The 7,379-nt window shown below is 75.3% G+C and carries 5 protein-coding genes and 1 pseudogene; 2 read left to right on the top strand and 4 right to left on the bottom strand.

Annotation, left to right across the window (positions count from 1 at the left end; translation table 11 throughout):
* Both GTW67_RS00365 and GTW67_RS00360 read right to left on the bottom strand, forming a co-directional pair.
* The coding region (locus GTW67_RS00365) for an FAD-dependent oxidoreductase (RefSeq protein WP_161162771.1) at nt 1–539 on the bottom strand (539 nt) is incomplete at its 3' end.
* Nucleotides 536–1,153 (bottom strand): TetR/AcrR family transcriptional regulator, encoded by a 618-nt coding sequence (locus GTW67_RS00360; RefSeq protein WP_161162770.1) that lies wholly within the window; start codon nt 1,151–1,153, stop codon nt 536–538. The genes GTW67_RS00365 and GTW67_RS00360, both read right to left, overlap by 4 nt.
* A 71-nt stretch (nt 1,154–1,224) precedes the next feature.
* Here GTW67_RS00360 and GTW67_RS00355 point away from each other — a divergent pair, with 71 nt between their 5' ends.
* Together GTW67_RS00355 and GTW67_RS00350 are read left to right on the top strand one after the other, a co-directional pair.
* Nucleotides 1,225–2,820 (top strand): FAD-binding oxidoreductase, encoded by a 1,596-nt coding sequence (locus GTW67_RS00355; RefSeq protein ID WP_161162769.1) that lies wholly within the window; start codon nt 1,225–1,227, stop codon nt 2,818–2,820.
* Nucleotides 2,821–2,910: 90 nt separating this feature from the next.
* Complete coding sequence (locus GTW67_RS00350) at nt 2,911–3,792, top strand: diacylglycerol kinase family protein (protein ID WP_161162768.1); 882 nt, start codon at nt 2,911–2,913, stop codon at nt 3,790–3,792.
* A gap of 54 nt (nt 3,793–3,846) precedes the next feature.
* Here GTW67_RS00350 and GTW67_RS00345 read toward each other — a convergent pair whose 3' ends face one another.
* Nucleotides 3,847–6,126, bottom strand: coding sequence for a catalase (locus tag GTW67_RS00345; protein ID WP_161162767.1), 2,280 nt, complete (start codon nt 6,124–6,126; stop codon nt 3,847–3,849).
* Nucleotides 6,127–6,557: 431 nt separating this feature from the next.
* Nucleotides 6,558–7,379, bottom strand: a pseudogene (locus tag GTW67_RS00340) (DUF2264 domain-containing protein); the annotation flags it as partial.

The following is a 7,379-nucleotide window of genomic DNA, read 5'->3' as shown; positions in this document are numbered from 1 at the left end:
AGCAGCCCGCCCCGCAGCCCCGCCGGGCGCAGCGCCGGGGCGAGATGGCGGGTCTCCACGGCGGACAGCCGGCGCGGCGCGGGAAGCGTCGCCCGGGCCGTGCGCGCCGCCAGCCGCAGCGTGTCGCCGGCCCGGAAGCCCGCCCAGGCGAGCGTGGCCTGGGAGCGGGAGACCAGGGGCGTCAGCGGCAGCACGAACGGCTGGGCGCGCACCAGGTGCGGGGCGGTGCGCTCCATCAGCACGCCGCGCTCCACCGCGCTCTCGTGGGCGACGTCGAGCTGGGCGGAGGCCAGATAGCGCAGGCCGCCGTGGATGAGCTTCGAGCTCCACCGGGAGGTGCCGAAGGCCAGGTCGTGGGCGTCCACGGCGACGACGCTCAGACCTCGGGCCGCGGCGTCCAGGGCGGCGCCGGCGCCGGTCGCGCCGAGGCCGACGACCAGGACGTCGACGACCGGGCCGCCGGCGGTGTCGGTCAGTTCCCGCGAGCGCCGCGCGGCGGACAGGGCGGCACCGGCGGCGGGGCTGCTGGTGGGGCTCATGGGGTGAGGGTCCTCTCGAGGATGGTCCGCAGCTCCGCGAGGAAGGCGGCGGCGGTCAGGTCGGGGTCGTCCTCGTCGGTCATGGTCCGCAGGGACAGGGCGAAGGACTGCACGACCAGCAGCACGGACCGCGCCTGCCGCCCGGGCGGCGCCGCCCGCACCGACCCGTCGGCGTGCCCCTCCCGCAGGGCGGCGGCCAGCAGGTCGAGCAGGGCCTCCTGGCTCGCCCCGCGGCGGTCCAGGACGTAGGGCAGCAGCAGTTCGGGGTCGACGTCGACGATCTTGCGGAAGAGCGGGTGGGCGCGGAACGCCTCCACCCCCGTCACCAGCCCCTCGACGACGCGCGTGCGGGTGTCCAGTCCGGGCCGGGGCGCGGGGATGGCGCCCGTGGCGACGGCGATCCACTCCCGGGTCATCAGATCGCCGACCAGCGACCGGACGTCGGGCCAGCGCCGGTAGAGCGTCATCCGGGAGACGCCGGCGCGGCGGGCCACGTCGGTCATGGTCGTGCGGCGGACACCGACGGCCAGGACGCAGTCGCGTACGGCGTCGAGCACCGTGTCGTTGTCCGAGGAGTTCGGCCGGCTCGCGTGGTTGTGACGATTGGGCGCCATGTGTAACAGTGTAACGCCAGTGAGGCCGCGCGGGCGGCATCCCCCGCAACGACCGGTGAGGACGACAGGCAATGGACATGCTGTGGAACGGCTGGGGCGACCCGGCCCGGGCGACGCCGCTGCCCGACACCGTGACCGGGCTGCTGCGCGATCTGCTCGGCGTCAAGGAGAACGGCACGGCGCCCGTCGGCCTGGCGGAGATCGACCTCCCCGCCGTCCTGGACGACCCGGCCCGCGAGGCGCTGCTCGCCGCCGTCGGCGACCGTGCCGACCGCGTGCGCACGGACGCCGAGTCGCGCGTCCGGCACACCCGCGGCAAGTCCACGCCCGACCTGCTGCGCATGCGCGCCGGCGACGTCCACGACACCCCGGCCGCCGTCGTCCTGCCCGGCACTCACGACGAGGTCCTCGCCGTCCTGCGGGCCTGCGCCGGCAACGGCCTGGCGCTCGTCCCGTTCGGCGGCGGCACCTCCGTCGTCGGCGGGCTCGCCCCCGCCCGGCCGGGCCCCTTCGTCGCCCTCGACCTGCGGCACATGAACCGCCTGCTCGACCTCGACCCGGTCTCCCGCACCGCCACGCTGCAACCCGGCCTGCGCGCCCCGGAGGCCGAGGCGCTGCTCGCCGAACACGGCTACACACTCGGCCACTTCCCCCAGTCCTACGAGTGGGCCACCGTCGGCGGCTTCGCCGCGACCCGCTCCAGCGGACAGGCCTCCGCCGGGTACGGACGCTTCGACGAGATGGTGCTGGGCCTGACCCTCGCCACCCCCGAGGGCACCCTCGACACGGGCCGCGCCCCGCGCTCGGCGGCCGGACCCGACCTGCGCCAACTGGTGCTGGGCTCGGAGGGCGCGTTCGGCGTCATCACCTCCGTGACCGTGCGCGTCCGTCCCGTGCCGGCCGTCCGCCGCTACGAGGGCTGGCGCTTCGCCTCCTTCGACGCGGGCGCCGCCGCCCTGCGCCGGCTCGCCCAGGACGGCCCCCGTCCGACGGTGCTGCGGCTGTCCGACGAGACCGAGACCCTGATCGGCCTGGCCCAGCCCGACGCCATCGGCGCCTCCCTCGCCGAACAGGGCGCCGGCTGCCTCGCGGTCGTCGGCTTCGAGGGCACCGAGGAGGACACCGCGCACCGCCGCGAGAGGGCGGCGGCCGTGCTCGCCGAGTGCGGCGGCACCTCCGCCGGCGCGGAACCGGGGGAGCGGTGGGCGCACGGCCGGTACTCCGCGCCCTATCTGCGCGACTCCCTGCTGGACGCCGGGGCGCTCGCCGAGACCCTGGAGACGGCGGCCTACTGGTCCCGGATCCCCGCCCTGTACACGGCCGTCCGCGACGCGCTCACCACGACGCTCACCGAGGCCGGCACCCCGCCGCTGGTCATGTGCCACATCTCGCACGTCTACGAGAACGGCGCCTCCCTGTACTTCACCGTCGTCTCCGCGCAGGGCGACGACCCCGTGGCCCACTGGACCCGCGCGAAGCACGCCGCCAACGACGCGATCCTCGCCGCCGGCGGCACCATCACCCACCACCACGCGGTCGGCACCGACCACCGCGACTGGTACCTCCGGGAGGCGGGCCCCCTCGGCATCGAGGCCCTGCGCGCCGTCAAGCGGACCCTGGACCCGGCCGGGCTGCTCAACCCGGGCGTCCTGCTGCCCGCCGACTAGGCGCAGGTCCGCGCGCCCCCCCGACGGCCGGTCACCGACCGTCCCGTGAGACAACAGTCCGGCACCACCCGTCAGCCCGGAGGCACATCGATGCGACAGTTCACCGCCGTCGTCAACCCCACCGCGGGCGGCGCCACCTCGGCCGCCGCGCTGCTCGGGGTGGCCCGGCTGCTGCGGGAGGCGGGCGCCGGACTGGAGACCGAGTACAGCCGCAGCCTCGCGCACGCCCGGGACGTCGCCCGCGAGGCCGGACGGCGGGGCCGCGTGGTGCTCGCCGTCGGCGGCGACGGGATGGCCGGCGGGATCGGCGGCGCCCTCAGCGGCACCGGCGCCGTCCTCGGCCTCGTCCCGGCGGGCCGCGGCAACGACTTCGCCCGCGCGCTGCGCCTGCCCACCGGGCCCGAGGCCCTCGCCGAGCTGCTGCTGAACGGCGAGCCGTGCCCCGTCGACACCATCGAGGTCACCTCCGCCGTCCACGACCGCACCGTCGTGCTCGGCAGCGTCTACGCGGGCGTCGACGCCCTCGCCAACCGCCACGCCAACCACGCGCGGCTGCTGCGCGGCACCGCCTCCTACTACGCGGGCGCCCTGCGCGCGATCACCACCTGGCGCCCGACCCGCTACCGGGTGACCGTCGACGGGCAGGAGCACGCCTTCACCGGCTACACCGTGGTGGCCGCCAACTCCGGCTACTACGGCTTCAACCGGCTCATAGCCCCCGCCGCAGAGGTGGACGACGGCCTGCTGGAGGTCGTGATGATCCACCATGCGCCGCGGCGGCTCTTCTTCGCCCTCATGAACGAACTCGCCTCAGGCGCCCACGTCCACCGCCCCCAGGTGCGGGTCCTGCGCGGCAAGGAGGTCCGCATCGAGGCCGACCGGCCCGTCCCCTACGGCGCCGACGGCGAGGTGGAGGCCGTCGTCCCCGTCACGGCCAGAGTGCTGCCCGGGGCGCTGCACGTCCTGCGCTGAGACACGCGGGAGGGCCGGCCGCCGACCTCGGCGACCGGCCCTTCCGACCGAGGCTCAGCCCCGGGGCGTGGTGAAGCGTTCCCACACCCGGTGGGAGCCCAGCAGCCCGGTGACCTGCTCCAGCGCGGCCGTGCCGGAGTCGGCGACGACCACACCGGCGGCGTCGGCGGGCACGCCCGAGGCCTCCAGGGCGCTCTCGCCACCCGCCCAGACGCCGATCGCCTTGCCGTGCCGGAACGCCTCCGACAGCAGCAGGCTCACCCGCGGGTCGATCGACCCCGGCCCCGTGGGCGCCGGCGCCGCCTTGTAGTCCCGCGGCGTGTACGCGTCGCCGCCCATCGCGGGCGTGCCCGCCACCAGGACGGCGTCGAACTCCACGGACCGCGCGGTGACATAGCTGCGCTGGACGGTCAACGCCGCGTCGCCCGAGCCGAGGTGGCCGCCGGTCGGCGCCACCACGAGCGGCACCATCCCGGCGTTCAGCACCGCCTCCCGCACGGCCGCCACGCCCTCCAGGTCGGCGCCGCTGGTCACGATGCCGACGACGCGGCCCTCGGTCGGCCAGGTACCGCCGACCTGGGACAGCGCCGGGCTGGGCGCGACGTCCGCCAGCGGCACCGTGGGCTGCGGGGCGGGCAGGCCGAGGCCCTCGGCGACGCCCGCGCACAGCTCCGGGTCGATGTTGGCCAGGACCTGGAGGGTGCGCTCCCTGATGGCCTGCTCGTAGCACTTGCCGAGCTCGAAGGTGTAGGCGCCGATGATGTGCTCGCGCTCCACCGGGCTCATGCTCAGCCAGAACCGGCGCGGCTGGCTGAAGTGGTCCGCGAACGTCTCCGGCGCCTCACGCACCTTCGAAGCCGCCGGAATGTGGACCGGTGCCTCGACGTACGCGCCCATGTCCGCGCCGGCGGTGAACGGACAGCCGCCGTCCAGGGTGTTGGGGCTGTAGGGCGCCACGCCCCGGTGCACCGCCGTCTGGTGCATGCCGTCGCGCAGCATGTCGTTGACCGGCGCCTGCGGCCGGTTGATCGGCAGCTGCGGGAAGTTGGGGCCGCCCAGCCGCGTGATCTGCGTGTCCAGGTACGAGAACAGCCGCCCGGCGAGCAGCGGGTCGTCCGTGACGTCGATGCCGGGCACCAGGTGACCGACGTGGAAGGCGACCTGCTCCGTCTCGGCGAAGTAGTTGGACGGATTGCGGTTCAGGGTCAGCAGCCCGACCGGCTGCACCGGGGCCAGCTCCTCGGGCACGAGGTTCGTCGGGTCCAGCAGGTCGATGCCCTCGAAGGTCTGCTCCGGGGTGTCGGGGAACGTCTGGATGCCCAGCTCCCACTGCGGGTACGCGCCCGCCTCGATGGCGTCGGCGAGGTCGCGGCGGTGGAAGTCCGGGTCGACGCCGTTGATGGTCAGCGCCTCGTCCCACACCAGGGAGTGCACACCGAGCTTGGGCTTCCAGTGGAACTTCACCAGCGTCGTCTCACCCGCGGCGTTGACCAGCCGGAAGGTGTGGACGCCGAAGCCCTCCATCATCCGGTACGAGCGCGGGATGCCGCGGTCGCCCATGAAGAAGATCGTGTGATGGGTCGCCTCGGTGTGCAGCGACACGAAGTCCCAGAAGGTGTCGTGTGCGCTCTGCGCCTGCGGGATCTCGCGGTCCGGGTGCGGCTTCGCGGCGTGCACGACGTCGGGGAACTTGATGGCGTCCTGGATGAAGAAGACCGGGATGTTGTTGCCGACCAGGTCGAAGACGCCCTCGCTGGTGTAGAACTTCGTCGCGAACCCGCGGGTGTCGCGCACCGTGTCCGCCGACCCCCGCGAGCCGACCACCGTGGAGAACCGGGTGAACACCGGAGTCTCCACGTCCGCCGCGAGGAAGCCCGCCTTCGTCACCGAGGCCGCCGTGCCGTAGCTCTGGAACACGCCGTGCGCGCCCGCGCCCCGGGCGTGGACCACGCGCTCCGGGATGCGCTCGTGGTCGAAGTGCATGACCTTCTCGCGCAGGTGATGGTCCTGGAGCAGCACGGGCCCGCGCGGCCCGGCCTTCAGCGAATGGTCCGTGTCGGACATCCGCGTGCCCTGCGCGTTCGTCAGATAGGCCCCGGACTGGGCGACCCGGGCCTGGTCGGCGCCGGTGGGCTGTCCGGTCGGCGACACCGTGTCAGGACCGCTCTGGTCCGGCTTCGGGGGCAGCGGCTCGCGGGGCGTGGTCGGTTCGGCGACCGGCGGCGACTCGGGGCCGGGCTTGCCGGGCACGCCGTCCGGCGGACCGCCGCCCTCCCCCTGGAGGGTCTCGGTGACCTTGTGGGCTACCCGCTTGAGGGGGTTGGCCTCGCTCATCAGCCTTATCTCCGTTCTGGGCGGGCCGCTTCACGCGGCCGGTCGTCCTCGAGTACCGACTGCCGTGGTGGGCCGTGACCGCGTACCCAGCCACCGGGACTCAAGGCATGCGCGCTTGCGGCGGGACGCGGGGACTCCGATCGCGAGGACGACGACCGCTCCCTCGCCCCCGTCGCACCCCGTCGCCGTCACCCCGCCCGTACGGCGCGAGGCGCGGACCTCGGCGGAGTCCGCCCGCGCGGCACACGGCCCGGGCCCGTCCGGCGGGCCCGGGCACCGCGCGCGACGCCTGGCACATGGGGGACTCCTTCTCGCCGGTGGCCGTATCAGCGTCGCCGGGCCCGGCACGGTGCGCCACCGGAGACGCGCGCACGAGGGAGGCCCCCGGCCGGCGTCGTGCCGCCCGGGGGCCTCCCTTCCGCGCCCGTGCCTCAGCCGTGCGTGACCCGCACCGGCTCGAACGAGACCCGCGTGCGCGCACCCCCGTCCGCCCAGACCACCTCGACACCGGTGCCGTCGGGCACGACCTCCGTGACGGCGTCGGCCAGCGGGCCGGGGCCCGGTTCGCCGGTGAGCGCGGCCAGGCACACGTGCAGCGAGGTGCCGCCCGCGTCGCCGGACAGCCGGGGCAGCTCCGCCCACGGCGTGTAGGCGGTGCCCTGCGGGGCGCGGACCGTCTCCGGGGCGGGATCCCAGCCGTGCAGTCCGTGCAGTGCCGACACCAGCGGCTCGTCGGGGCCGGTGGCCCACCCGGTGTGGGTGAGGCGGGCCCCGGCCGGGGCGCCGGTCACCCGGTGCACGCGCAGCTCGTACGGTCCCCGCGCCACGGTCACGCTCTCCACCCGCAGCCCCGGCACCATCGGCGGGCCGCCGGCGAAGACGGGCCGGTGCCAGGACGCCGCCCAGCCCCAGCCGTCGCCGTGCCCCGCGCCGAGCGGGTGGATCCGGCGGCGCACACTGCGCCGGCCGTTCACCTCCACCGACAGATGGTTGTCCGCGACGTTGCCGGGTGCCGTCGGGCCGGTCCGGGTCGAGTACGCCTGCCGGCCGTAGTGCGGGTCGTCCTCGGCGGCCGACTCGCCCTCGTGCGGCCGGACATGGTCGCTGCCGTGGTTGTGCAGCCGTACGATCCCGTCGCCGCGCGTCGACTGCACCAGCAGCCCGGGTGCGGGCAGGGCCAGTATCCGGTCGGCCTCCTCCACCGGCGCGGGCTCCTCGGTGGCCGTCCACAGCGGGTGGGCGGCGGGCGCGAG

It is taken from the genome of Streptomyces sp. SID5910, assembly GCF_009862125.1.
In the GTDB taxonomy this organism is placed as follows: Bacteria; Actinomycetota; Actinomycetes; order Streptomycetales; family Streptomycetaceae; genus Streptomyces.
This window is presented reverse-complemented; position numbering and strand designations above follow the sequence as displayed.

What these genes read in the sequence shown, in the direction of transcription:
- GTW67_RS00360 (WP_161162770.1), bottom strand. Translation starts at nt 1,153, where the DNA reads ATGGCGCCCAATCGTCACAACCACGCGAGCCGGCCGAACTCCTCGGAC.
- GTW67_RS00355 (WP_161162769.1), top strand. Translation starts at nt 1,225, where the DNA reads ATGGACATGCTGTGGAACGGCTGGGGCGACCCGGCCCGGGCGACGCCG.
- GTW67_RS00350 (WP_161162768.1), top strand. Translation starts at nt 2,911, where the DNA reads ATGCGACAGTTCACCGCCGTCGTCAACCCCACCGCGGGCGGCGCCACC.
- GTW67_RS00345 (WP_161162767.1), bottom strand. Translation starts at nt 6,126, where the DNA reads ATGAGCGAGGCCAACCCCCTCAAGCGGGTAGCCCACAAGGTCACCGAG.